Source organism: Pseudomonas sp. AM8 (genome assembly GCF_036346475.1).
Taxonomy (GTDB): domain Bacteria; phylum Pseudomonadota; class Gammaproteobacteria; order Pseudomonadales; family Pseudomonadaceae; genus Aquipseudomonas; species Aquipseudomonas marginalis.
This window is the reverse complement of sequence record NZ_JAOTNX010000004.1, coordinates 16,420-40,097: the sequence shown is the minus strand read 5'-3', so window position 1 is coordinate 40,097 and position 23,678 is coordinate 16,420. Positions and strand designations below refer to the sequence as shown.

Annotated in this window: 21 protein-coding genes; 12 read left to right on the top strand and 9 right to left on the bottom strand. The window is 61.4% G+C overall.

Annotated elements, in window-relative coordinates; all coding sequences use genetic code 11:
- Positions 1-60: 60 nt before the first annotated feature.
- The 8 genes from V3W40_RS11870 to V3W40_RS11835 all read right to left on the bottom strand — a co-directional run bounded on the left by V3W40_RS11870 (position 61) and on the right by V3W40_RS11835 (position 9,865).
- A complete protein-coding gene (locus V3W40_RS11870) occupies positions 61-1,983 on the bottom strand; it encodes a PrkA family serine protein kinase (RefSeq protein WP_003194732.1) in 1,923 nt (640 codons plus the stop codon).
- 284 nt (positions 1,984-2,267) lie between these two features.
- A complete protein-coding gene (gene glpE / locus V3W40_RS11865) occupies positions 2,268-2,597 on the bottom strand; it encodes a thiosulfate sulfurtransferase GlpE (RefSeq protein WP_065925391.1) in 330 nt (109 codons plus the stop codon).
- 9 nt (positions 2,598-2,606) lie between these two features.
- Complete coding sequence (locus tag V3W40_RS11860; protein ID WP_065925390.1) at positions 2,607-3,458, bottom strand: symmetrical bis(5'-nucleosyl)-tetraphosphatase; 852 nt, start codon at positions 3,456-3,458, stop codon at positions 2,607-2,609.
- Complete coding sequence (gene apaG, locus V3W40_RS11855) at positions 3,458-3,838, bottom strand: Co2+/Mg2+ efflux protein ApaG (protein ID WP_027605913.1); 381 nt, start codon at positions 3,836-3,838, stop codon at positions 3,458-3,460. Before apaG ends, V3W40_RS11860 begins: the two co-directional genes overlap by 1 nt.
- A gap of 103 nt (positions 3,839-3,941) precedes the next feature.
- Complete coding sequence (rsmA, locus tag V3W40_RS11850) at positions 3,942-4,754, bottom strand: 16S rRNA (adenine(1518)-N(6)/adenine(1519)-N(6))-dimethyltransferase RsmA (protein ID WP_330215073.1); 813 nt, start codon at positions 4,752-4,754, stop codon at positions 3,942-3,944.
- On the bottom strand, positions 4,751-5,740 hold the full coding sequence (gene pdxA / locus V3W40_RS11845; protein WP_330215072.1) for a 4-hydroxythreonine-4-phosphate dehydrogenase PdxA: 990 nt from the start codon (positions 5,738-5,740) through the stop codon (positions 4,751-4,753). The genes rsmA and pdxA overlap by 4 nt, the downstream gene beginning before the upstream one ends.
- Positions 5,737-7,077, bottom strand: coding sequence for a peptidylprolyl isomerase (locus tag V3W40_RS11840; RefSeq protein ID WP_027605910.1), 1,341 nt, complete (start codon positions 7,075-7,077; stop codon positions 5,737-5,739). Before V3W40_RS11840 ends, pdxA begins: the two co-directional genes overlap by 4 nt.
- Positions 7,052-9,865 (bottom strand): LPS-assembly protein LptD, encoded by a 2,814-nt coding sequence (locus V3W40_RS11835; RefSeq protein WP_065925387.1) that lies wholly within the window; start codon positions 9,863-9,865, stop codon positions 7,052-7,054. Before V3W40_RS11835 ends, V3W40_RS11840 begins: the two co-directional genes overlap by 26 nt.
- Positions 9,866-9,995: 130 nt before the next feature.
- Between V3W40_RS11835 and V3W40_RS11830 the strand changes: the two genes are divergently transcribed.
- From V3W40_RS11830 to V3W40_RS11820, 3 genes are read left to right on the top strand one after another with little or no spacing between them, the layout of a single operon-like run.
- Positions 9,996-11,021, top strand: coding sequence for an aminoglycoside phosphotransferase family protein (locus V3W40_RS11830; protein ID WP_074847766.1), 1,026 nt, complete (start codon positions 9,996-9,998; stop codon positions 11,019-11,021).
- The gene (gene murU / locus V3W40_RS11825) at positions 11,018-11,692 is read left to right on the top strand and encodes an N-acetylmuramate alpha-1-phosphate uridylyltransferase MurU (RefSeq protein ID WP_065925385.1); all 675 of its coding nucleotides are present in this window, start codon (positions 11,018-11,020) and stop codon (positions 11,690-11,692) included. Before V3W40_RS11830 ends, murU begins: the two co-directional genes overlap by 4 nt.
- Position 11,693: 1 nt before the next feature.
- On the top strand, positions 11,694-12,461 hold the full coding sequence (locus tag V3W40_RS11820; protein ID WP_027605906.1) for a TerB family tellurite resistance protein: 768 nt from the start codon (positions 11,694-11,696) through the stop codon (positions 12,459-12,461).
- Between the two features lie 44 nt (positions 12,462-12,505).
- On the opposite strand, the gene V3W40_RS11815 is transcribed toward V3W40_RS11820, so the two are convergent.
- On the bottom strand, positions 12,506-13,480 hold the full coding sequence (locus V3W40_RS11815) for an alpha/beta hydrolase family protein (protein ID WP_098480837.1): 975 nt from the start codon (positions 13,478-13,480) through the stop codon (positions 12,506-12,508).
- Between the two features lie 77 nt (positions 13,481-13,557).
- On the opposite strand from V3W40_RS11815, the gene V3W40_RS11810 reads away from it, so the two are divergent.
- The 9 genes from V3W40_RS11810 to V3W40_RS11770 all read left to right on the top strand — a co-directional run bounded on the left by V3W40_RS11810 (position 13,558) and on the right by V3W40_RS11770 (position 23,670).
- On the top strand, positions 13,558-15,552 hold the full coding sequence (locus V3W40_RS11810) for a PAS domain-containing sensor histidine kinase (RefSeq protein ID WP_330215071.1): 1,995 nt from the start codon (positions 13,558-13,560) through the stop codon (positions 15,550-15,552).
- Between the two features lie 18 nt (positions 15,553-15,570).
- Positions 15,571-16,200 carry a response regulator gene (locus V3W40_RS11805; RefSeq protein WP_027605903.1) on the top strand — a complete coding sequence of 210 codons (630 nt, stop codon included), beginning with the start codon at positions 15,571-15,573 and terminating at the stop codon, positions 16,198-16,200.
- Positions 16,201-16,425: 225 nt separating this feature from the next.
- A complete protein-coding gene (locus V3W40_RS11800) occupies positions 16,426-17,538 on the top strand; it encodes an ABC transporter ATP-binding protein (RefSeq protein ID WP_330215070.1) in 1,113 nt (370 codons plus the stop codon).
- Between the two features lie 43 nt (positions 17,539-17,581).
- Positions 17,582-18,622 (top strand): ABC transporter substrate-binding protein, encoded by a 1,041-nt coding sequence (locus V3W40_RS11795; protein ID WP_065925381.1) that lies wholly within the window; start codon positions 17,582-17,584, stop codon positions 18,620-18,622.
- A gap of 139 nt (positions 18,623-18,761) precedes the next feature.
- Positions 18,762-19,994, top strand: coding sequence for an ABC transporter permease (locus tag V3W40_RS11790; RefSeq protein WP_323146732.1), 1,233 nt, complete (start codon positions 18,762-18,764; stop codon positions 19,992-19,994).
- A 12-nt stretch (positions 19,995-20,006) separates the two neighbouring features.
- The gene (locus V3W40_RS11785; RefSeq protein WP_017739612.1) at positions 20,007-20,831 is read left to right on the top strand and encodes an ABC transporter permease; all 825 of its coding nucleotides are present in this window, start codon (positions 20,007-20,009) and stop codon (positions 20,829-20,831) included.
- Positions 20,832-20,947: 116 nt separating this feature from the next.
- Positions 20,948-22,096, top strand: a complete 1,149-nt coding sequence (locus V3W40_RS11780; RefSeq protein WP_065925379.1) for an iron-containing alcohol dehydrogenase — start codon at positions 20,948-20,950, stop codon at positions 22,094-22,096.
- A gap of 84 nt (positions 22,097-22,180) precedes the next feature.
- Positions 22,181-22,855, top strand: coding sequence for a ribulose-phosphate 3-epimerase (gene rpe, locus V3W40_RS11775; RefSeq protein WP_065925378.1), 675 nt, complete (start codon positions 22,181-22,183; stop codon positions 22,853-22,855).
- Positions 22,852-23,670, top strand: coding sequence for a phosphoglycolate phosphatase (locus tag V3W40_RS11770; RefSeq protein ID WP_065925377.1), 819 nt, complete (start codon positions 22,852-22,854; stop codon positions 23,668-23,670). The genes rpe and V3W40_RS11770 overlap by 4 nt, the downstream gene beginning before the upstream one ends.
- Positions 23,671-23,678: the final 8 nt, after the last annotated feature.

The following is a 23,678-nucleotide window of genomic DNA, read 5'->3' as shown; positions in this document are numbered from 1 at the left end:
CTTAGAGACAAGCGGTCAACTGCCAGGCCCATGACCTGGCAGTTGACGCCCATCGCTGCCTTACTGCGATTTGCGCACCCGCAGGTACCACTCGGAGAGCAGTCGTACCTGTTTGTCGGTGTAGCCGCGCTCGACCATTCGTGTGACGAAGTCGTTGTGTTTTTGCTGGTCTTCCTTGCTGGCCTTGGCATTGAAGCTGATGACCGGCAGCAGATCCTCGGTGTTGGAGAACATTTTCTTCTCGATGACCACCCGCAGCTTCTCGTAGCTGAGCCAGGTAGGGTTCTTGCCGTTGTTGTTGGCGCGGGCACGCAGTACGAAGTTGACGATTTCGTTGCGGAAATCCTTCGGATTGCTGATGCCGGCGGGTTTCTCGATCTTCTCCAATTCTTCGTTGAGGGCTACGCGGTTGAGGATTTCGCCGGTTTCCGGGTCGCGGTATTCCTGGTCCTGGATCCAGAAGTCCGCATACAGCACGTAGCGGTCGAAGATGTTCTGGCCGTACTCGCTGTAGGACTCCAGGTACGCGGTCTGAATTTCCTTGCCGATAAACTCGATGTAGCGCGGCGCGAGGTATTCCTTGAGGAAGCGCAGGTAGCGTTCGCGGGTTTCGGCCTGGAATTGTTCCTGTTCGATCTGCTGCTCCAGCACATACAGCAGGTGCACCGGGTTGGCGGCGATCTCATGGGGGTCGAAATTGAAGACCTTGGACAGGATCTTGAACGCAAAGCGCGTCGACAGGCCGTTCATGCCTTCATCCACGCCCGCTGTGTCGCGATATTCCTGGATCGACTTGGCCTTGGGATCGGTGTCCTTGAGGTTCTCGCCGTCGTACACGCGCATCTTCGAATAGATATTCGAGTTTTCCGGCTCCTTGAGACGCGACAGCACGGTGAACTGGGCGAGCATCTTCAGTGTGTCGGGTGCGCAGTGGGCCTTGGCCAGGGAGCTGTTGAACAGCAGCTTGTCGTAGATCTTGATTTCATCGCTGACCCGCAGGCAGTACGGCACCTTGACGATGTAGATCCGGTCGATGAAGGCTTCATTGTTCTTGTTGTTGCGGAAGGTGTGCCATTCCGATTCGTTGGAGTGGGCCAGCAGGATCCCGGTGAACGGAATCGCGCCCAGGCCTTCGGTACTGTTGTAGTTGCCTTCCTGGGTGGCGGTGAGCAGTGGGTGCAGCACCTTGATCGGCGCCTTGAACATTTCCACGAATTCCATCAGGCCCTGGTTGGCCCGGCACAACGCGCCCGAGTAGCTGTAGGCGTCGGCGTCGTTCTGCGGGAATTCCTCCAGCTTGCGGATATCGACCTTGCCCACCAGCGCCGAGATGTCCTGGTTGTTCTCATCGCCCGGTTCGGTCTTGGCCACGCCGATCTGGTTGAGGATCGACGGGTAGAGTTTCACCACGCGGAACTGGCTGATGTCGCCGCCGAACTCGGCCAGGCGCTTGGTGGCCCAGGGCGACATGATGGTGTTGAGGTAGCGTCGTGGGATACCGAAGTCTTCTTCGAGGATCGCGCCATCTTCCGTGGCGTTGAACAGGCCCAGGGGCGATTCGAAGACCGGCGAGCCCTTGATGGCGTAGAAGGGCACCTTCTCGATCAGTTGCTTGAGTTTTTCGGCCAGGGACGATTTACCACCGCCAACGGGGCCGAGCAGGTAGAGAATCTGTTTCTTCTCTTCCAGGCCTTGGGCGGCGTGGCGGAAGTAGGAGACGATCTGGTCGATGCATTCTTCCATCCCATGGAAGTCTTCAAAGGCCGGATAGCGACGGATCACCTTGTTGGAAAATATTCGCGACAGGCGCGAATTGTTGGCGGTTTCCACCAGCTCCGGCTCGCCGATCGCCAATAACAGGCGTTCGGCGGCAGATGCGTAGGTGCTGCGGTCCTGCTTGCACAGCTCGAGATACTCTTGCAGCGTGAGTTCTTCCTGCTGTGTGGACGCGAAGCGTTGTTGGAAGTGGCTGAAAATACTCATGACGTCGTCACCTCGCTCGATACGTGGAGCCGACGCCGGATCTATCAGTCGATGCTGGCAGTCATTGGCGAACGCCAATGGCTGTTTTCCCCCCAGAACACCCTGAAACGCTACCGATGACCCGTACGCCGGTGTACCGGCTCTCCCCTGATTCGGATGGCCTGCGCTTAAGGATAGTCGGAATCGGAGAGGGCAAGGGATGATGAGCAATTAGTTTGGCTGCGCCGTTCGTCAGAAACGGCGCGAGCCCAAGCGTCACGCGGGGTAGCGGGGTGTGAAAAAAATTATTGCGAATCGCCGGAGGCAATTTCTGCAGGATACGTCGTACGCCACAGCTCAAAGCCGCCGTCCAGGCTGTAGACGTCGGAGAAGCCCTGGCTGACCAGATAGGCGGCTGCGCTCTGGCTGGAATTGCCGTGGTAGCAGGCCACGATCAGCGGTGCATCAAGGTCGGCGGCACGGATGAAATCAGCGATGTTGACGTTGTCCAGATGCTGGGCGCCAGCGATATGGGCGGCGGCGTAAGTAGGCTGGTCGCGGATATCGACCACCACTGCACCTTGCTCGCGCAGGGCCTGGGCTTGTTCGGGAGGGATACGTTTGAATTCGCTCATGGCGGGCTCCTATGGCTTGGCTGCAGCCGGCAGGGTAACGGGAAGAGTGGGTTGGCACTGGCAGCCGTGGCGCTCGCCGGTGTCGATGTTCATCAGGGTCATGGCGCCGCCCCACACGCAGCCGGTGTCGAGGGCAAACACGCCAGGTTCGTCGCACTTGCCTTCAAGGGCGGCCCAGTGACCAAAGATGATCCTGGTGTCGCGGGTCTTGCGTTCCTTGTGGGCAAACCATGGTTTGTAGCCAGGCAGTGCCGTGTCGGCGCCTTCCTTGCTCTTGAGGTCCAGCTTGCCCTCGGCGGTGCAGAAGCGCATGCGTGTGAAATAGTTGGTAATCACCCGCAGGCGGGCGACGCCGGTAAGGTCGTTGTCCCACTTCACTGGCTCGTTGCCATACATGCCGTCGAGGTAGGCGGTGTACAGGCTGTCATCGGCCAGGGCGTTTTCGACTTCGGCGGCGCACTTGAGGGCTTTTTTCAGCGTCCACTGCGGCGGGATACCGGCATGGACCAAGGCCATATTGCGGCTTTCGTCGTAATGCATGATCTTTTGCCGACGCAGCCAGTCAAGCAGTTGTGCGCGATCTGGCGCTTCGAGGATTTCGCGCAGGGTATCGCCCTTTTTCAGGCGCTCGATGTTATTGCCGGCCGCCAGCAGGTGCAGGTCATGGTTGCCCAGTACGCACACCAGGGAATCCCGCAGGCTATACAGGTAACGTAGCGTTTCCAGGGACTCGGGGCCGCGATTGACCAGGTCGCCGACCAGCCACAGGCGATCGTTGGCCGGGTCGAAGGCCACCCGTTCAAGCAGGCACTTGAGAGGCTCCAGACAGCCTTGCAGGTCGCCGACCGCGTACGTTGCCATCAGTGCAGGGCGCCTGGTACGGCGAGGCGGAAAGGCTTGATGATGGCGTCGAACAGTTTGCCATCAGTGGCTTTCATCTGATACGAGCCTTGCATGGTGCCGACCTTGGAGGTCATTACCGTGCCGCTGCTGTAAGTGTGGCTGGCGCCAATGTCGATCAACGGTTGCTGGCCGACAACGCCTGCGCCGCGAACTTCCTCGACCTGACCGTCACCGTCGGTGATCACCCAGTGGCGTGACAGCAGCTTGGCCGGCACCTGCCCGTTGTTTTTCACCGTGATGGTGTAGGCAAAGGCGAAGCGGTTCTGTTCAGGTTGCGATTGGTCCGCGAGGAAGCGGGTGACGACGCTGACGTCGATCTGGTAGCGAGGATCGGACATGCAAGAGGCCTTAAAAGCAAAAGCGGAGGACAGCAGATGCGGATCAGTCTAGGCCAAGAGGTGGGCACTAGGCCAGACATGTGTCTGGCCATGCCTGGGGGTTTCAGTCGGCGACTGGCGCAGGCTGGATGGCAAGTTGGTCGGCCAGGCGCACGAACGCGGCGAGGTCCAGTTGCTCGGGACGCAGGCTGCCGTCGACGCCGGCTGCTTCGATCTCGGCGTTGCTCAGCAGGGCCTTGAGTGTGTTGCGCAGGGTCTTGCGGCGCTGGTTGAACGCCTCACGCACCACGCGTTCCAGCAATTTGTGATCCTTGGCCGGGTGTGGCAGCACGGCGTGAGGCACCAGGCGCACGATGGCCGAATCGACCTTCGGCGGCGGGTTGAATGCGCCCGGGCCGACATTGAACAGGTGTTCGACGCGGCAGTGGTACTGAACCATGATCGACAATCGGCCCCAATCACCACCACCAGGGCCGGCAGCCAGGCGTTCCACCACTTCTTTTTGCAGCATGAAGTGCATGTCGCGGATGATCCCGGCGTTGTTCAGCAGGTGGAAAATCAGCGGTGTGGAGATGTTGTACGGCAGGTTACCCACCACACGCAGGCTATTAGGCGCGGCGTTGAGGGTATTGAAGTCGAACTTCAGTGCATCGCCCTGATGCAGGTTGAAGTTGGACTTGCCGGCGAACTGCTGGTTGAGGATCGGGATCAGGTCCTTGTCCAGTTCCACCACGTCCAGTTGGCCGCCACTGGCGAGCAAGCCTTGGGTCAGCGCGCCCTGGCCCGGGCCGATTTCCAGCAGGCGGTCTTCTGGCTTGGCATGGATGGAGCGCAGGATACGGTCGATCACGCCTGCGTCGTGCAGGAAGTTTTGCCCGAAGCGCTTGCGCGCCCGGTGTTGGTAATGCTCGGTCATATACGGGTCTCGGCCATCTGATAGGCGGTTTCCAGGGCCACGTGCAGGCTGCCGGTATCGATCTTGCCGCTGCCTGCCAGGTCCAGGGCGGTGCCATGGTCGACGGAGGTGCGGATGATCGGCAGGCCCAGTGTCACGTTGACTGCGGCGCCGAAGCCTTTGTACTTCAGCACGGGCAGCCCCTGGTCATGGTACATCGCCAGCACTGCGTCGCAGTGCTCCAGATATTTGGGGGTAAACAGAGTGTCTGCTGGCAGTGGGCCACGCAGGTCCATGCCTTCTTGGCGCAGACGCTCCAGGGTTGGTTCAATGATGTCGATTTCTTCATGGCCCAAGTGTCCGCCTTCGCCGGCGTGGGGGTTGAGCCCGCAGACCAGGATGCGCGGTTGGGCGATGCCGAATTTTTGTTGCAGGTCGGCATGCAGGATGCGCGTAACGCGCTCCACACGCTCGGCGGTGATGGCGTCGGCAATGTCGCGCAATGGCAGGTGCGTGGTCACCAGGGCGACCCGCAGGCCGCGTGTGGCCAGCATCATGACGACTTGAGCGGTGTTGGTCAGCTCGGCCAGGAACTCGGTGTGGCCGGAAAACGCAATGCCCGATTCGTTGATCACGCCCTTGTGGACCGGCGCGGTGATCATGCCGGCGAAGTCGCCGTCGATGCAGCCTTGCCCCGCGCGGGTCAGGGTTTCCAGGACGAACGCCGCATTGGCCTTGTCGAGTTGACCGGCAACGACCTTGGCTTGCAGCGGGGTGTCCCACACATACAAGCTGCCGGCGGGCGCCGGCAGGTCGGGCCAGTTGCCCGGTGCCACGTCCAGCAGACTGACGACCACACCCAGCTGCGCGGCCCGCTCAAGGAGCAGGTCGCGGCTGGTAATGGCAATCAGGGGGTGCGGCTGGGGGTGCGAGGCGAGCAGCAGGCACAGGTCTGGACCAATGCCGGCCGGCTCGCCGGGTGTCACGGCGAAACGCTGGGGTTTCACGGAGCTGCCTGGTCGGTGCCTGTTTGCTCGGCGCCTGGCAGCTTGTTTTCCACGTAGGCTTCGTCACGGATCTGACGCAGCCAGGTTTGCAGCTCTTCGTCGTATTTGCGGTTACGCAGTACGTTCAACGCCTGCTGCTCGCGGGCCTGGCTGGTGTTGTCGGTGGCGCGACGACCAAGGACTTCCAGTACATGCCAGCCATATTGGGTCTTGAACGGCTTGGACAGTACGCCTTGCGGAGTATCGGCCATTACCTGCTGGAACTCAGGCACCAGGGCTTTCGGGTCGATCCAGTTCAGGTCGCCGCCGTTGAGGGCGGAACCTGGGTCTTCCGAGAAGCTCTTGGCCAGGGTGGCGAAGTCTTCACCGCTTTCGATGCGGTCATAGATCTTCTGGGCCAGTTCCTTGGTTTGGGCCTCGGTGCGGATTTCGCTTGGTTTGACCAGGATATGACGAACATGCACTTCGTCTTTCAGCGAGGTCTCGCCACCGCGACGTTCCAGCAACTTCAGGATGATGAAGCCGCCTGGGGTGCGGGCTGGCTGGGTGATGCCACCCACTTCCATGGCACTCAGTTCACGGTCGAACGGAGGTGGCAGTTGAGCAGCTTTACGCCAGCCCATATCACCACCTTCAAGGGCGTTGTCGCTGCCGGACTGGGCAATGGCCATCTGGGCAAAGTCAGCGCCGGCTTTCAGGCGATCATAGATAGCCTGGGTTTTCGCCGCTGCCGCATTCAGTTGCTCGGAGTTGGCACTGTCCGGGGTCGGGATCAGGATATTGGCCAGGTGCAGTTCTTCGGAAAGCTGCATCTTGCCCAGGTCCGAGGCCAGGAAGTTCTTCACTTCCTGCTCGGATACCTGGACCCGCTCGGCGACGCGACGCTGGCGCACACGGCTGATGATCATTTCGCGGCGGATCTGGTCACGGGCGTCTTCATACGAAAGACCATCGTGGGCCAGGGCCGCGCGGAATTGATCAATGCTCATGTTGTTGCGCTGAGCGATGGTGCCGACCGCCTGGTTCAGTTCTTCGTCCGAAATGCGGATGCCGGAACGCTCGCCGATCTGCAGTTGCAGGTTTTCGACGATCAGGCGTTCCAGTACCTGCTGGTCCAGCACGCTGGTCGGTGGCACGCCACCGCCACGCTTGGCGATGGTTTGCTGCACTTCCTTGACGCGCTGGTCCAGTTGGCTTTGCATGATCACGTCGTTATCGACGATGGCCACTACTTTATCCAGTTGCTGAACCGCAGCGTGAGCCGATACGGTGCCCAGGAACAGCGCGCCCAGCACTAGCGGGCGCAGACAATCAGAAAGCTTGGTCTTCACGTTCACGATAACCTTCAATGCCTTTGTCGAGGAAGCTCTCTACCTTGGCGCCGGTCAGGCCGCCGAGTCCTTTGAGGACGATCTGCAGGAAGAGCCCGTGGTCACCCTTTTCGTTAAGCGGGGCGATCTGGCTGTATTCGTCGTTGGAAACCCAGTAACGGTTGATGACGCGCAGTTTCCAGCAGCAGTTGTCGTACTCGAAACCACCGAAGGCTTCCAGGGTACGGTTGCGAGCGTAGTCATACTGCCAGCGGGTGATCAGGTTCCACTGGGGAATGATCGGCCACATCATCGAGAAGTCGTGTTGTTGGATTTTGTAGTAATCCTTCACGTAGTTCGGATCGCCTGGTTGACCGTAGTCGCCACCGAACTGCCATTTGCCGGTCAACTGGTTGTAGACGACCTGGTCGTTACGATAGCGATAACCGACGTTGATGATCTTGTTCGGGTTGTCTTCTGGCTGGTAGTGAAGCATCGCGCTACCGGAACGAGGGCTGTGCTCCTCGGTGTCCCAGTTGTAGTCGGCAGTGGCGCGCCAGTCGCGGTTGAAGCGGAACTCGTAGTCCAGGGCAACGGGCGATACGTCGGACTGTGCATCGGCACGGTCGGCCGCCAGGATACCAGGCAGTTGTACTTCACGATCCTTGAAGTACAAAGCCTGTCCCACGGATACGCGTTGACGCTCGAAACCGTTTTCTTCGATCCACCGGCTGGTCAAGCCCAGGGACAGCTTGTTCTCGTCGCCGATACGGTCGGAGCCGCTGAAGCGGTTGTCGCGGAACAGGGACGCGTAGCTGAACGAGTATTCGCTGGTGTCGAAGACCGGGATATCGGCCTGGTCCTTGTTCGGCACGTACAGGTAGAACGCGCGCGGCTCGAGGGTCTGGCGATAATCCTTGCCAAACCAGTTGGTGTTGCGATCGAAATACAGGCCGCTGTCGACGCTGGCCACCGGAACCGCACGGTCCTGGGAGCTCTTGAAGGTGCCGCCCGCGTACTGGGTACCGGCTGCCACTGCTGCAGCCTGATCAACAAGGATCTGGTTCTTGCCGATGTTATCCAGGTCCAGGTCGTACTTGGTGTACACGTACTTGAGCTTCGGCGTTACAAAGCCGTAGGTCCAGTTCATCGGGTACTCGACAGCCGGCGCTACGTTCAGGCGCGTGCCATTGGCACGGGTAAGACCGCGGACATAAGTGTCGAGGCGGCGCTCGATGTCCCCGTTCTCATTGCTGAAATTGCCGTTTTCCAGGTCGCGATCAAAGCGTACGGCTTCGGTCTCATAACTGAAGTTCAAGCCACCCGGATGATAAGGCAGGGTACCGTTGAAGGTGATCTGCGGCAGGCGGTTATACGGCGTGACCTGGGAGATCGTTGCCAACTGGTAAGCCTGCAGGTTCAGGCGTGCCTGGAAGGTGTCACCGCGATAAGCCACGGAGCCCTGCTGGTTGACGTAGTCGCGGCTCTCGACACCTTCCTGGTAGGACTTGAGGTCCTGGAAGTAGTAAGGGTCACTGATCGTGGTGTAGTCGACCTGGGTCAGTACACGCGAATCCAGCCCGCCCTTGTGCTGCCAATTGAGCATGTAGCGGGTTTTTTCGTAGTCGGTCTGCTTCTTGCGTTCGTCGTTGTCGTCGTTCAGGTACGCGCCGCCGAACTGGCCTTCGCTGGACTTGGTGAGGTAGCGGAATTCGCCTTCCATCATCATGCCGCGCTTGGTCATGTATTGCGGGTACAACGTGGCGTCGTAGTTTGGCGCCAGGTTGAAGTAGTACGGTGTGACCAGAGTAAAGCCGGTTTCGCCGCCGGTGCTGAAGCTCGGAGGCAGGAAGCCGGACTGACGACGGTCGTCGATCGGGAAGTAGATGTAAGGGGTGTACAGGATCGGAATGTTCTTGATCCGCAGCGTCGCGTTGGTGGCCGTACCGAAACCGGTGGCCGGGTTCAACGTGATGTTGTTGCCCCTGAGCTGCCAGGCATTGCTGTCCGGCTCGCAGGTGGTGTACGTACCGTCCTTGAGGCGGATGATCGCGTTTTCGGCGCGCTTGGCATACAGCGCGTTACCGCGGATACGCGACTTGTGCAGCACGTATTCGGCGTTGTCGATCTGCGCAGCGCCGGTATCCAGTTGAACCTGGGCGTGGTCGCCGACGATCAATGCACCGTTGTCGCGCAGTCGCACGTTACCGTTCAGCTCGCCACGGTTCTCGGCCTGGTACAGGCTGGCTTCTTCCGACTCCAGCTGCATGCTGCCCTGGCGCATGACGACGTCACCGGCCAGGGTTGCGACTTGTTGTTCCTGCTCGTAACGAGAGGCCTTGGCACCGATGAAGGTGGGCGCATCGCTCTTGTTCGTCTTGTCGTTCATGCCAGGACGAGTTGGCTCGATGTACGCGCCGCCGCAGTAAGGACCGGTTTCCGCCAGCTGGGCTGCGGTCAACTTTTCGCGAGGCACCCAGTCCAAGTGGCTGTAGTCGGCGCTGCGCGAACGCAGGCCACGGCCCTTGGACTCGGTGACCAGTGCGGTCTTCGGCTCGGCTTCGGCACTGCCGCCAGCGTCGGCCTGCGCCGTGCTGTTGGCCGAGCTGACGGCTGCGCCGTCATGCACCGGGCGCGGTGGCAATGGGGCTGCGGCGGTCTTCGGCGCGCAGTCCCAGGCACCCGAAGCAGAGACTGAGCAGTCATACTGTTCCGCGGCGACCACGAATGAGGTGGCGAAGGGTTGCATGACCAGCAGACTGCCGGTTACCAGCAACGGAAATTTTCTACGAAACGCGGGGGATTTCAATGCCATCTTATTAGTCCGGGCTTCCTGCGTGCCATCTGCCCGCGGTTTGGGCCGCACGCCTCTCGATGGTCTGAAAAAGATGCGTGATAATAAAGCATGACCCGCTTGACGGCTAGCGCCGTCGGAGACCCTTGTAATGCCCGAGCAAGATCTACGTTTACAGCAGCTGGAAGTCTGGCTGGATGAGCAGTTGCCGATCCTTTTCAACGCTCAAGGCTGGGGTGCCGTACCCCCGGCCACATTGACCGCGGCCAGCAGCGACGCGAGTTTCAGGCGCTATTTCCGTTGGGAAGGCGGCGGTCGGACTTTCGTGGTAATGGACGCGCCGCCGCCTCAGGAAAACTGCAAGCCTTTCGTCGATATCGCTTATTTGTTGTCGACGTCGGGAATAAATGTTCCAAAAATTTATGCACAAGACTTGCCGCGAGGCTTTCTTTTGCTCAATGACCTGGGCAGAAAAACCTACCTGGACGTGATAAACGACGAAAACGCCGATCAATTGTTTGCCGATGCCATTGACGCCTTGCTGGCTTATCAGCAGTTGCCGATGGACGCACCACTGCCCAGCTATGACGTCGCCTTGCTGCGCCGTGAACTCGAATTGTTTCCCGAATGGTACGTGCGCCGACACTTGGGTCTCGAGCTGGATACCCGGCAGCATGCACTTTGGCAGCGTGTCAGCGATCACTTGATCGACAGCGCCCTGGCGCAACCCAAAGTGCTGGTGCACCGCGACTATATGCCACGCAACCTGATGATCAGCGAGCCTAACCCTGGCGTGCTGGATTTCCAGGACGCGGTGTATGGTCCGGTCACCTACGACATTACCTGCCTGTTCAAGGACGCCTTTCTCAGCTGGCCCCAGGCCCGTGTGCGGGAATGGCAGCGCGACTACTGGGAGCGTGCGGGCCAGGCCGGCATTCCGGTACAACCGGATTTCGAAGACTTCCTGCGCGCCAGCGACCTGATGGGCGTGCAGCGCCACCTCAAGGTTATCGGCATCTTTGCGCGCATCTGCCATCGCGACGGCAAGCCACGCTACCTGGCCGACGTACCGCGCTTCTTTGCTTATATAGAGGCGGTGCTGGACGATCGCCCGGAGTTGAGCGAACTGGCTGAGTTACTGACCAGCCTGCGCCAGCCCGCAGAGGCCGGCGTATGAAGGCCATGATCCTGGCCGCCGGCAAAGGCGAGCGGATGCGTCCGCTCACCTTGCACACCCCCAAGCCGCTGGTGCAGGCCGGCGGCAAGCGCCTGATCGAGTACCATCTGGAGGCGCTGGCCAAGGCCGGCTTTACCGATGTGGTGATCAACCATGCCTGGCTCGGCCAGCAGATCGAGCGCTACCTGGGGGATGGCGCGCAGTTCGGCTTGCGTATCCGCTACTCCCCGGAGGGCGAACCGCTGGAAACCGGCGGCGGGATTTTCCAGGCGCTGCCGTTGCTGGGGGATGAGCCATTCCTGGTGGTCAACGGCGATATCTGGACCGACTACGACTTCACCCGACTCAAGCAGCCGCTTAAGGGCCTGGCTCATCTGGTGATGGTCGACAACCCGGCACATCACCCCTCGGGCGGTGATTTCTACCTTGATCAGGGCTTGCTTCATGATGCGGCGCCCGGTGCCGATAACCTGACCTTCAGTGGCATTTCAGTGCTCGACCCCCGGCTGTTCGAGGGTTGCAACGCCGGTGCCTTCAAGCTGGCGCCGCTGCTGCGTGCGGCCATGGCGAAAGGTTTGGTAACGGGGGAACACATGGCGGGACGCTGGATTGATGTCGGCACGCTGGAGCGCCTGGCGCACGTCGAAACCCTGCTGACAGCGGGGCAGTAGCATGTTGTGGCCAGGGACGCTGATCGGCGCCGGGGCTGGCTTTGCCATTGCCAGTATTCCGGGGGCCTTGTTGGGTGCGCTGTTGGGGCAGGCGCTGGATCGCCGCCTGCAACTGCACAGTTGGGCACAGTTGCGCGAGCGCTTGGGCGGGCGTCCGGCGTTACGCAATGACGAGTTATTGTTTGTGTTGCTCGGGCGCCTGGCCAAAAGCAACGGGCGTGTGGTGGACGGGCATATCCAGCAGGCGCGGCAGGAAATGCGCTCACTGGACATGACCGAATCGGCCCAGCGCCGCGCGATTGCGGCGTTCAACCGCGGCAAATCCGGTTCCGACCGGGTACGCCGCTACCTGCGTGTGCTCAAGGCCCAGCCCCATGCGGCGGAAGGGGTGTTGCGGGCGTGCTGGCGGATGGTCTGGGCGGACGGCAAGGCGGATGCCGCCGAGCGCGACTTGATCGACCTGTGGGGGAAGTGGTTGGGCTGGACACCGCAACAGCTCCAGGCGCTGGCGGCCGACTACACACCTGAGCGCAAGCCGCTGGTCAATCGTGGCACGACCTACCAGGAAGCGTTGCGCTTGCTCGGCGTGACAGCTACCACCGAGCCGTCGGTCATCAAGCGTGCCTATCGCCGCCTGCTGAGCCGTCACCACCCGGACAAGGTGGCCGGCAGTGGCGCCAGCCCTGCGCAAGTGCGTGAGGCGACCGAGCGCACCCGTGAATTGCACAATGCCTATTCGTTGATTCGCGAGCGCCGGGATTTTCGTTAGAGGCCACTATTTCACGGATAACCACATTGGTTTTGTGCTGATCCTCAGTCGGCGCTGGCCTGCGGGCTCAACCAGCCGCGAACCCGGCGATACAACTGTTCCTGCTCGGCGGCGCTGTTGCCGGGCAGGGTCTTCAATGACACCTGCTTATAGCCGTCATTTTTCAAGCGCTTCGCAGCCTGGGCGCGTGCCAGGGCGTTATTGCGTGCTTGAGCGTTGTCTTGATAGAAGACGTCGGCCGTCGGCAGCTTCAGCGCCGGCGCCAGTTGCTGCACATCCGGATGACGCCCGGCAGGCGTCTGGGCGGCAACCATCACGAGCTTCTGCACCTGGGAGGGTTGTTTTTCAGTCAGGTAACGCGCCGCCCACCAGGCGCCAGTGCCATGGCCCACCAGCACCACCGTGCGTGCGCTCTGGGTCTGGGCAAAAGCCACGGCGGCATCGATGCGCGCAAAGATGCGCGAGGCGTCGGTCTTGTCCTGTTCGTCTGCACCCGGGACCACCGCCGGGTCGGTGCCTTCCGCCTCGGCGCTGGCGGCTTGCTCGATCGGCTTGTCGGCGGTGCTCGCGTCTTTACTGCTGGTGTCGACGGTGGCGTTGGGTGCTTCCATGACGCGCGGTGGCAGGGTGTCCATGCTCACGTCCGGTAACGACAGGCTGAGGCTGCCCCAATTGGCATCCGGCAATTTACGTCGCAACGGGCCGATTGCTTGCGGCCAGTCAGCATTTTCGCCGGCGCCCGGTACGATAATCACCACGCCTTCGGGTTCGGCGCTGTTGGCCGGTTTCCACAGGGCAAGGAATGAATCACTGCCGGCCTGCAACTGTTGCTGTTCCTGCTGCGGGATTTTGCGTTCCAGGGCGCTGGCCTCTTCCTGGCTACGCTCGGGCAGGGGTTGGCGTTCGACGGGTTTTTCGGCAGCCGGTGCCGGTGCGTCTTCAGCCTGCACAGAAAAGGCACTGGTAAACAGCAGTGACAGGCACAATGCTGGCAGTGCCGAACGGTTTCGATAGGACATCGTTGATTTCCGGCCAGAAGTGATTCCAGCAGCCTAATGGGTTGGTCAGTATTTGTCAGTGATGTGAGACGTGGATCATGGGTTTTCGCTGTCTGCTGGTTATCGGCTGTTTGTGCCTTGCCTTGATGGCAAACGCTTCCCCCGCGCCCGCCACACCGCAGGCGCAGCTGAATGCGCCGCAGCGCGAATGGCTGGCCCGGCACCCTGAGCTGCGGGTGGGCGTGGTTTTGCAGGCGCCTTACGCGCAATACGACCGACGCCTGCAGCGCTTGTCCGGGGCGAATGTCGAGTTGATGCAGTGGCTGGCCAAGGCACTGAATATCGAGCTGACCTGGCGCAACTTCCCTGATCAGGAGCAGTTGGAGGCGTCCGTACGCGACGACGAGGTGGACATTGCCCCTGGCCTGCAGCAAACCCCGGCCGGTTTGCGCCTGTGGCAGTTCACCGACCCGTATATGCGTGTGCCTCAACACATTGTCGGCATCCGCGAGGGTGGTGGTGCCGTGGAGTTGGAGAAGCTCGACGATCAATCCCGTGTTGCCGTGCGCATGCCCAGTGCTGTGGCCGATTACCTGCGTAGTACCTATCCCGGCCTCAACCTGCAAGGCGTGCCCATGGAGCGCCAGGCCTTGCAGTTGTTGGTCAGCCAGCAGGCGCGTTATGCCGTGGTGGATGAAGCGCAATTAAGCCGCTTGTCTGCAGAGGCGGAGTTCAGCGGGCTGGCGGTGGTCGGGGACATCGGCCTGCCGCAATTGCTGCGGGTCGCCACGCGGCGGGACTGGCCGGAACTGGCCGGCATCATGGAAAGTGCCCTGAGCGCGATCCCGGCCCGCGACCTGGATCAACTGCACAGTCGCTGGCTGCAACCCAAATACCCACGTTTATCCGAATCCAAAGGCCTTTGGCAGAACCTCAGCCTGCTGCTCGGCCTGTTGCTGCTCGCCAGCCTGGCCGTGGTGTTCTGGCAGCGCCGCCAGCAACGCGTGCTGGAGCACGACCTGCTGGCCGCCCGCGAAGAAAGCGCCGCCCGTGCCGCCGGTGCCGAAGCGTTGCGCTTGACGCAGTTTTCCATCGACCAGAGCACCGTCGGCATCCTCTGGGTCAACTGGGACAGCCACGTGCGCTACGCCAATCGTGCGGCCGAGAGCATGCTGGGTTACGAGCCCGGTGCACTGATCGAACGGCCGCTGGTCGACCTCGACCCGACCCTGGATATGGACCGCTGGCTCAACCTGTGGAAGCGCGCACGGGCCAGCGAAGAGGGGCCGCAGAACTTCGCCACCGATTGTTTGCGCGCCGATGGCAGCATCCTGCCGGCCAACGTGTCCTTGAGCTTTCTGCGATTTGCCGAGGCGGAATACCTGGTTGTCTACCTGAACGATGTCACCGAACTGCGCCGCACCCTGGCCGCCTTGATGCAGAGTGAAGCGCAACTGCGCGAGTTGTCCGCCCACCTGGAAACCGTGCGCGAAGAAGAAAAAGCCCGCATCGCCCGGGAAGTGCACGACGAACTCGGGCAAATGCTCACGGTGCTCAAGCTGGAAACCTCCATGTGCGAGCTGTCCTACGCGCAACTGGATCCTGGCCTGCATGAGCGCTTGAACAGCATGAAGCGCCTGATCGCCCAACTGTTCCAGTTGGTGCGGGACGTGGCGACGGCGCTGCGCCCGCCGATTCTCGATGCCGGGATTGCCTCGGCCATCGAATGGCAGGCGCGGCGTTTCGAAGCGCGCACGCAGATTCCCTGCCTGGTGCAAGTGCCGGATAACCTGCCGGCCTTGAGCGATGCCAAGGCCATCGGCCTGTTCCGTATCCTGCAAGAGGCGCTGACCAATGTGATGCGCCATGCCCAGGCGCATACTGTCGAACTGACCCTGGCGGTGGAAGGCACCGACCTGCGGCTGACCATCAGCGACGATGGCGTCGGTTTCGTCCAGGCCCAGGGGCGCCCGGTGTCGTTTGGCCTGGTGGGGATGCGCGAGCGGGTGCTGATCATGGGCGGGCAACTGAGCCTGGACAGTCAATTGGGCGAGGGCACCACCCTGAGTGTCACGGTGCCTTTGGATGCATAACGATAAGAGGAAGCCCTTGTGATCCGTGTACTGGTAGCCGAAGACCACACCATCGTTCGTGAAGGCATCAAGCAATTGATCGGCCTGGCCAAGGACCTGCTGGTGGTGGGGGAGGCGAGTAATGGCGAGCAGTTGCTCGAGACCTTGCGCCATGTGCCTTGCGAGGTGGTGTTGCTGGACATCTCGATGCCAGGCGTGAATGGCCTGGAAGCGATTGCGCGCATTCGTGCGCTGAGCAATCCGCCGGCGATCCTGGTGCTGTCGATGCACGATGAGGCGCAAATGGCCGCTCGCGCCCTCAAGGTGGGTGCTGCGGGTTACGCCACCAAGGACAGCGACCCGGCGCTGCTGCTGATGGCGATTCGCAAGGTCGCGGCCGGCGGGCGCTACATCGACCCGGACCTGGCGGACCGCATGGTCTTCGAGGTCGGCCTGACGGATTCAAGGCCTTTGCATTCGCTGCTGTCCGAGCGTGAATTCTCAGTGTTCGAGCGCCTGGCCCAGGGCGCCAACGTCAATGACATCGCCCAGCAACTGGCGTTGAGCAGCAAGACCATCAGCACTCACAAGGCGCGGCTGATGCAAAAGCTGAATATCACCTCCCTGGCCGAGCTGGTGAAGTACGCCATGGAGCACAAGCTCCTCTAACCACATATCCAATAACGACAGCCCCAAAACACCGCCGAACCCATTCTTGCCGCTTGCAGCTCGCCTCTTGCCGCTGCCCTGTCCCATCCCCGCCATCCGTGTAGGGCGATCCCTACCCCAAACCTTCCATCCGGCTGATGCCATTCTCTCCTGGCCCCCGATTTCCGGGGTCTCGCGCCTGGACTACGCTTGTGCCACAGCAGTCCAAAACACAAAGGTGCGGGTATGAGCGAGGTGGATTCAAATGATGTGCTGGTCAGCTTTCGTGGCGTGCAGAAGAGCTACGACGGCGAGAACCTGATCGTCAAAGACCTCAACCTGGAGATTTGCAAGGGCGAGTTCCTCACCCTGCTCGGGCCTTCCGGTTCGGGCAAGACCACCAGCCTGATGATGCTGGCCGGCTTCGAAACGCCGACCGCCGGCGAAATCCAGCTGGCCGGGCGCTCGATCAACAACGTGCCGCCGCACAAGCGCGACATTGGCATGGTGTTCCAGAACTACGCGCTGTTCCCGCACATGACCGTTGCGGAGAACCTCGCGTTCCCGCTGTCGGTGCGGGGCTTGAGCAAGACCGATATCAGCGAGCGGGTCAAACGCGTGCTGAGCATGGTCCAGCTCGATGCCTTTGCCCAGCGTTACCCGGCGCAACTGTCCGGCGGCCAGCAACAGCGTGTGGCCTTGGCCCGGGCGTTGGTGTTTGAACCGCAACTGGTGTTGATGGACGAACCCCTCGGTGCCCTCGACAAGCAACTGCGCGAACACATGCAGATGGAGATCAAGCACCTGCACCAGCGCCTCGGCGTGACCGTGGTGTACGTGACCCACGACCAGGGCGAAGCCTTGACCATGTCCGACCGCGTGGCGGTGTTCCACCAGGGCGAGATCCAGCAGATCGCTGCGCCACGCACCTTGTATGAAGAGCCGAAGAACACCTTCGTCGCCAACTTCATCGGTGAAAACAACCGCCTCAATGGTCGCCTGCACAGCCATACCGGCGAGCGTTGCGTGGTGGAGCTGGCGCGCGGCGAGAAGGTCGAGGCGCTGGCGGTGAACGTCGGCCAGATCGGCGGTCCGGTGACCCTGTCGGTGCGCCCTGAGCGTGTCAGCCTCAATGGCTCCAGCGAAAGCTGCGTCAACCGTTTCTCCGGGCGGGTGGCGGAATTCATCTACCTGGGCGACCACGTGCGCGTGCGCCTGGAAGTCTGCGGCAAGGCCGATTTTTTTGTGAAACAACCGATCGCCGAGCTGGACCCGGCGTTGGCGGTCGGCGACGTGGTACCGATTGGCTGGCAAGTCGAGCACGTTCGCGCACTCGACCCACTTCTAGAGGCGAATTGATCGCCCCATGGCTTCACCAACCCTGCACGTGGAGAGAACAACAATGTTGAGATCCCTGAAATATTCCGTCCTGGCCCTGAGCTTGATGGGCGCGACACAGGCCATGGCTGGCCCGGACCTGACCGTCGTGTCCTTTGGCGGTGCGAACAAGGCTGCACAGGTCAAGGCTTTCTATGCGCCTTGGGAAAGCGCGGGCAACGGCAAGATCGTCGCCGGCGAGTACAACGGTGAGATGGCCAAGGTGAAAGCCATGGTCGACACCAAGAGCGTGTCCTGGGACCTGGTGGAGGTGGAGTCGCCGGAGTTGTCCCGTGGCTGTGACGAAGACATGTTCGAGCCGCTGGACCCGAAACTGTTTGGCAACAGCGCCGACTACGTGAAGGGCGCGATCCAGCCGTGCGGCGTGGGCTTCTTCGTATGGTCGACCGTTCTGGCCTACAACGCGGACAAACTGGCGTCTGCGCCAACCAGTTGGGCGGATTTCTGGGACACCAAGAAATTCCCGGGCAAGCGCGGCCTGCGCAAGGGCGCCAAGTACACCCTGGAATTCGCCTTGATGGCCGACGGTGTTGCACCGAAGGACGTGTACAAAGTGCTGGCCGGCAAAGATGGCCAGGACCGTGCGTTCAAGAAACTCGACGAACTCAAGCCCTCGATCCAATGGTGGGAAGCCGGCGCACAACCGCCGCAATACCTTGCCTCGGGTGACGTAGTGATGAGCTCGGCCTACAACGGCCGCATCGCCGCGGTGCAAAAAGAAAGCAACCTGAAAGTGGTGTGGAACGGCGGCATCTACGACTTCGACGCTTGGGCCATCCCTAAAGGCCTGTCCAAGGAGCGTGCCGAAGCGGCGAAGAAATTCATCGCCTTCTCGGTGCAGCCGCAGCAGCAGAAGACCTACTCGGAAAACATCGCCTACGGCCCGGCCAACACCCAAGCCGTACCGTTGCTGGCCAAGGACATCCTCAAGGATATGCCGACTACGCCGGAAAACATCGCCAACCAGGTGCAGATCGACGTGAGCTTCTGGGCGGATAACGGTGAACAGCTCGAGCAGCGCTTCAACTCCTGGGCTGCTAAATAACACCGCCTAACCCTTGTGGGAGGGGGCTTGCTCCCGATGACGGTGTGTCAGGCGACACATGTGCTGACTGACCCACCGTCATCGGGAGCAAGCCCCCTCCCACAGGTTATTGCATTCATTTTCAGAATCGGAGTTTGCCATGGATATCGCCATTCCTGGCCCCACCCTCAAGCAGCGCCTGGCGCGTGCCGAGCGGCTCAATCGCTGGAAGGCCCAGGCCTTGATTGCGCCGCTGGTGCTGTTTTTGCTGCTGGTGTTCCTGGTGCCGATTGTTGCGCTGCTGTTTAAAAGCGTCGGCAACCCGGAAGTGGTGGGCGGTCTGCCGCGTACCGTAGTTGCGGTGACGGCCTGGGACGGTCGTGGTCTGCCGGGTGAGCCGGTGTACCAGGCCCTCAGTGAGGACTTGGGCGAGGCACGCAAAAACCAGACCCTGGGCGACCTGTCCAAACGCTTGAACATGGAACTGGCCGGCTATCGCAGCCTGCTGACCAAAACCGCGCGGGCGCTGCCGTTTACCGAAGCGCCTGCCTCTTATAAAGAAGCGCTGGAAAACCTCGACGAACGCTGGGGCGACCCGGCGTACTGGCAGGCGATCCGGCGCAATACCAGCAGCCTGACGCCGTTCTACCTGCTGGCGGCCGTCGATCATCGCATCGACGACCTTGGCGAAGTGGCCCCGGCCACCCCGGACCAGGCGATCTACCTGGACATCTTCGCCCGCACCTTCTGGATGGGCCTGGTGATCACCGCCATCTGCCTGCTGCTGGCTTATCCGCTGGCGTATTTGCTGGCCAACCTGCCGGCGCGCAAAAGCAACCTGCTGATGATTCTGGTGTTGCTGCCGTTCTGGACCTCGATCCTGGTGCGGGTGGCGGCGTGGATCGTGTTGCTGCAATCCGGCGGGCTGATCAACAGTGCGCTGATGGGCATGGGCCTGATCGACAAACCCCTGGAGCTGGTGTTCAACCGCACCGGGGTCTACATCTCCATGGTGCATATCCTGCTGCCGTTCATGATTTTGCCGATCTACAGCGTGATGAAAGGCATCTCGCCCACCTACATGCGTGCGGCGATCTCCCTGGGCTGTCACCCGTTCGCCAGCTTCTGGCGCGTGTACTTCCCACAGACGTATGCCGGTGTCGGCGCCGGCTGCCTGCTGGTGTTCATCCTGGCGATTGGTTACTACATCACCCCGGCACTGCTGGGCAGCCCGAACGACCAGATGGTCAGCTACTTCGTGGCCTTCTACACCAACACCAGCATCAACTGGGGCATGGCGACGGCGTTGGGCGGCTTGCTGCTGCTGGCGACCGTGGTGCTGTACCTGATCTACAACCGGCTGGTGGGCGCCAGCCGCCTGCGCCTGAGCTGAGGAGACCTTGCGATGCTGAGCCCTTATATGTCACCAGTGGAACGGGTGTGGTTCTACAGCTTGCGGATCCTCTGCGGCTTGATCCTGTTGTTCCTGATCTTGCCTGTGCTGGTGATCATCCCGCTGTCGTTCAACAGCGGCAGTTTCCTGGTGTATCCGCTGCAAGGCTTCTCGCTGCATTGGTACCAGGATTTCTTCGCCTCGGCGGAATGGATGCGTGCGCTGAAGAACAGCATCATTGTGGCCCCGGCCGCCACGGTATTGGCCATGGTGTTCGGCACCCTGGCGGCGATCGGCCTGACCCGTGGGAATTTCCCCGGCAAGGCGTTGGTGATGGCCCTGGTGATTTCGCCGATGGTGGTGCCGGTGGTGATTATCGGTGTGGCCAGCTACCTGTTTTTTGCGCCACTGGGCCTGGGCAACAGTTTCTTCTCGCTGATCGTGGTGCATGCGGTGCTTGGGGTGCCGTTTGTGATCATCACCGTGTCGGCGACCTTGCAGGGTTTCAACCATAACCTGGTACGGGCCGCGGCCAGCCTGGGTGCCTCGCCTTTGACGGCGTTTCGCCGGGTAACCTTGCCGTTGATTGCACCGGGGGTGATCTCCGGCGCGCTGTTTGCCTTCGCGACCTCGTTCGATGAGGTGGTGGTGACCCTGTTTCTCGCCGGCCCCGAGCAAGCGACCCTGCCGCGCCAGATGTTCAGCGGCATCCGCGAAAACCTCAGCCCGACGATTGCGGCGGCGGCGACCTTGCTGATTGCCTTCTCGGTGTTGCTGTTGCTGACCCTGGAGTGGCTGCGTGGGCGTAGCGAGAAACTGCGCACGGCCCAGGTCTAAAGCCCACACAGCCGCCTCCCACAGGGGGGCTGTGACCATTCAGCGCCTGAATGGAAGACAACCCGATCCAGTCAGCTACTCTTGTGCCAGCCCATTACCGATAAGAGGCCGCGCACATGAGTACTTCCTCATTCAAGATCGCCCACAAACTGCTGACTGGCGCTGGCGCCATTGAGCAACTCGCCGCCGAGCTGACGCGCCTGGATGTGGATAACCCGTTGATTGTTACCGACGCGGCGCTGGTCAAGTCAGGCACGGTGGCGCTGGCACTCGAACACCTGGGTGAGCGCCCTTACGAGATTTTCGACCGCGTGCTGCCTGACCCGGAAATCTCCATCGTCGAAGACTGCATGCAGGCGTACCGCGACGGTGGCCACGACGGCCTGATCGGCCTGGGCGGCGGCAGTGCCATCGATATTGCCAAGAGCGTTGCCGCCTATGCCGGTTACCACGGCGCCCTGGCGGACTTATTTGGCGTCGACCAGGTGCCGCGCAAGGGCCCGCCGCTGATCGCCATCCCGACCACCGCCGGCACCGGCTCGGAAGTGACCAATGTGGCGATCCTCTCCGACAAGGTCGCGCAGTTGAAGAAGGGCATCGTCAGCGACTACCTGCTGCCGGACGTCGCGCTGATCAGCCCGCAAATGACCCTGACCTGCCCGCGCAGTGTCACCGCCGCCAGTGGCGTGGATGCGCTGGTGCATGCGATTGAGTCCTACCTTTCCCTGAATGCCTCGCCGATCACGGATGCCCTGGCCATCGGTGCGATCAAGCTGATCGCCAAGGCGCTGCCCAAGGCCTACGCCAACCCGGCCAACCTGCAGGCCCGCGACGATATGGCCACCGCCAGCCTGATGGCCGGCATGGCCTTCGGCAATGCCGGGGTGGGCGCAGTGCATGCGTTGGCCTACCCGCTGGGCGGGCGGTTCAATATCGCCCATGGCGTCAGCAATGCGCTGTTGCTGCCCTATGTGATGCACTGGAACAAACTGGCCTGTGTCGAGCGCATGCAGGACATTGCCCAGGCCATGGGCGTGAATGTCAGCGGCCTGAGTGTCAACGATGCCGCCGACCAGGCCGTCGAAGCGATGACAAGATTGTGTGCCGCCGTGGAGATTCCTTCCGGCCTGCGCAGTTTCGGGGTTCCCGAGGACGCCATCCCGGCCATGGCCACGGAAGCGGCGGGTATCGAGCGCCTGATGCGTAACAACCCGCGCAAGCTCAGCGCGGCCGATATCGAGAAAATCTATCGGGCGGCGTACTAGCCGTTGAGTTAGGTCACGGTGCGCAGGGCAAAGCATGAGGTATACAATGCGCGCCATCGTGATTTAGCTCAAAAAAGGTGCGTCATGCAGCCCTTCGTTATTGCTCCATCGATTCTCTCCGCCGATTTCGCCCGCCTGGGTGAGGAAGTGGACAAGGTGTTGGCCGCCGGTGCCGACTTCGTGCACTTCGATGTCATGGACAACCACTACGTGCCCAACCTGACCATCGGTCCGATGGTCTGTGCGGCGCTGCGCAAGTACGGCATCACCGCGCCGATCGATGCGCACCTGATGGTCAGCCCGGTGGATCGCATCATCGGTGACTTCGTTGACGCCGGCGCGACCTATATCACCTTCCACCCGGAAGCCTCTCTGCACGTCGACCGCACCTTGCAACTGATCCGCGAGGGCGGTTGCAAAGCCGGCCTGGTGTTCAACCCGGCCACCCCGCTGGACGTGCTCAAGTACGTGATGGACAAGGTCGACATGGTGCTGCTGATGAGCGTCAACCCGGGCTTCGGCGGGCAGAAGTTCATCCCCGGTACCCTCGACAAGCTGCGCGAAGCCCGTGCGCTGATCGATGCGTCGGGCCGCGACATCCGCCTGGAAATCGACGGTGGGGTCAACGTCAACAATATCCGTGAAATCGCGGCCGCCGGCGCCGACACCTTCGTGGCCGGCTCGGCGATCTTCAACGCCCCGGACTATCAGGAAGTCATCGCCAAGATGCGCGCCGAACTGGCGCTGGCGCGTTCATGAGCGGCTTTGAGCAGCTGTTCCCCGGCAAACTGCCACGGCTGGTGATGTTCGATCTGGACGGTACCTTGATCGACTCGGTGCCAGACCTGGCGGCGGCTGTGGACGAAATGCTGCTCAAGCTGGGGCGCAAGCCGGCGGGGCTTGCGTCGGTACGCGAGTGGGTCGGCAATGGCGCACCGATGCTGGTGCGCCGGGCCCTGGCCAATCACATCGATGCCGAAGGTGTCGATGAGGTTGAGGCCGAGCACGCCCTGGAACTGTTCAACGCAGCCTATGAACGCAGCCACGAACTGACCGTGGTCTACCCCGGCGTACGCGACACCCTCAAATGGCTGAGCAAGCAGGGCGTGGAAATGGCCCTGATCACCAACAAGCCGGAGCGCTTTGTCGCGCCGCTGTTGGACCAGATGAAAATTGGCCGTTATTTCCGCTGGATCATTGGTGGCGATACCTTGCCGCAGAAGAAACCCGACCCGGCGGCGCTGTTTTTCGTGATGAAAATGGCCAATATTCCGGCGTCCCAGTCGCTGTTTGTCGGCGATTCACGCAGTGACGTGCTGGCGGCGAAAGCGGCCGGCGTGCAGTGCGTGGCCCTGAGTTACGGCTACAACCATGGCCGTCCGATCGCCGAAGAGTCGCCGTCGCTGGTGATTGATGATCTCAGACTGCTAATCCCCGGTTGCTTGGGAGCTGGCGCTGAGATAACGTTGCCCGACATCGATCCGTCCCCTTCTGGAAATTCCATCGTGGTGGTCACTCGCAAACTCTGGATGAAAGTCATCAAGGCCCTGGCCCGCTGGCGTTGGCGCGCCTGACTGATCCT

What these genes read in the sequence shown, in the direction of transcription:
- V3W40_RS11835 (WP_065925387.1), bottom strand. Translation starts at nt 9,865, where the DNA reads ATGGCATTGAAATCCCCCGCGTTTCGTAGAAAATTTCCGTTGCTGGTA.
- glpE (WP_065925391.1), bottom strand. Translation starts at nt 2,597, where the DNA reads ATGAGCGAATTCAAACGTATCCCTCCCGAACAAGCCCAGGCCCTGCGC.
- V3W40_RS11795 (WP_065925381.1), top strand. Translation starts at nt 17,582, where the DNA reads ATGTTGAGATCCCTGAAATATTCCGTCCTGGCCCTGAGCTTGATGGGC.
- V3W40_RS11770 (WP_065925377.1), top strand. Translation starts at nt 22,852, where the DNA reads ATGAGCGGCTTTGAGCAGCTGTTCCCCGGCAAACTGCCACGGCTGGTG.
- rpe (WP_065925378.1), top strand. Translation starts at nt 22,181, where the DNA reads ATGCAGCCCTTCGTTATTGCTCCATCGATTCTCTCCGCCGATTTCGCC.
- V3W40_RS11820 (WP_027605906.1), top strand. Translation starts at nt 11,694, where the DNA reads ATGTTGTGGCCAGGGACGCTGATCGGCGCCGGGGCTGGCTTTGCCATT.
- V3W40_RS11790 (WP_323146732.1), top strand. Translation starts at nt 18,762, where the DNA reads ATGGATATCGCCATTCCTGGCCCCACCCTCAAGCAGCGCCTGGCGCGT.
- V3W40_RS11815 (WP_098480837.1), bottom strand. Translation starts at nt 13,480, where the DNA reads ATGTCCTATCGAAACCGTTCGGCACTGCCAGCATTGTGCCTGTCACTG.
- apaG (WP_027605913.1), bottom strand. Translation starts at nt 3,838, where the DNA reads ATGTCCGATCCTCGCTACCAGATCGACGTCAGCGTCGTCACCCGCTTC.
- V3W40_RS11780 (WP_065925379.1), top strand. Translation starts at nt 20,948, where the DNA reads ATGAGTACTTCCTCATTCAAGATCGCCCACAAACTGCTGACTGGCGCT.
- rsmA (WP_330215073.1), bottom strand. Translation starts at nt 4,754, where the DNA reads ATGACCGAGCATTACCAACACCGGGCGCGCAAGCGCTTCGGGCAAAAC.
- V3W40_RS11800 (WP_330215070.1), top strand. Translation starts at nt 16,426, where the DNA reads ATGAGCGAGGTGGATTCAAATGATGTGCTGGTCAGCTTTCGTGGCGTG.
- V3W40_RS11810 (WP_330215071.1), top strand. Translation starts at nt 13,558, where the DNA reads ATGGGTTTTCGCTGTCTGCTGGTTATCGGCTGTTTGTGCCTTGCCTTG.
- V3W40_RS11785 (WP_017739612.1), top strand. Translation starts at nt 20,007, where the DNA reads ATGCTGAGCCCTTATATGTCACCAGTGGAACGGGTGTGGTTCTACAGC.
- V3W40_RS11870 (WP_003194732.1), bottom strand. Translation starts at nt 1,983, where the DNA reads ATGAGTATTTTCAGCCACTTCCAACAACGCTTCGCGTCCACACAGCAG.
- V3W40_RS11860 (WP_065925390.1), bottom strand. Translation starts at nt 3,458, where the DNA reads ATGGCAACGTACGCGGTCGGCGACCTGCAAGGCTGTCTGGAGCCTCTC.
- murU (WP_065925385.1), top strand. Translation starts at nt 11,018, where the DNA reads ATGAAGGCCATGATCCTGGCCGCCGGCAAAGGCGAGCGGATGCGTCCG.
- V3W40_RS11830 (WP_074847766.1), top strand. Translation starts at nt 9,996, where the DNA reads ATGCCCGAGCAAGATCTACGTTTACAGCAGCTGGAAGTCTGGCTGGAT.